A 248-nucleotide genomic window follows, 5' to 3' on the forward strand; every position below is an offset into this window, starting at 1 on the left:
GCCAATCCGTCAAGTGATCCCGCCCGCGCCATACGCGATCTTCTCCGAGCGGTCACGAATGACCTTCAAAACAACGCCGTGGAAGTCATTGAGGAACAGTTTGCCCCACAGGTCACAGTAAAAATCGATCGGCGTGGCGATTTGATAATGGGTCGTCAGCGTGAGACGTGTGTGACCATTCGTGAGAGGCTCAAGACGATAATCACCCTGCGCAAGCTTCAGATAGGTGCTGTCGACCTTGATATGCG

At 53.6% G+C, this 248-nt stretch carries 1 protein-coding gene; it reads right to left on the reverse strand.

The genetic code is table 11. The features are described from left to right. Positions 1-9: 9 nt before the first annotated feature. A partial coding sequence (locus SB822_RS59550) for a hypothetical protein (RefSeq protein ID WP_410859433.1) occupies positions 10-248 on the reverse strand: 239 nt, incomplete at its 5' end.

It is taken from the genome of Paraburkholderia sp. SIMBA_054 (assembly GCF_046534875.1).
Taxonomy (GTDB): Bacteria; Pseudomonadota; Gammaproteobacteria; order Burkholderiales; family Burkholderiaceae; genus Paraburkholderia; species Paraburkholderia hospita.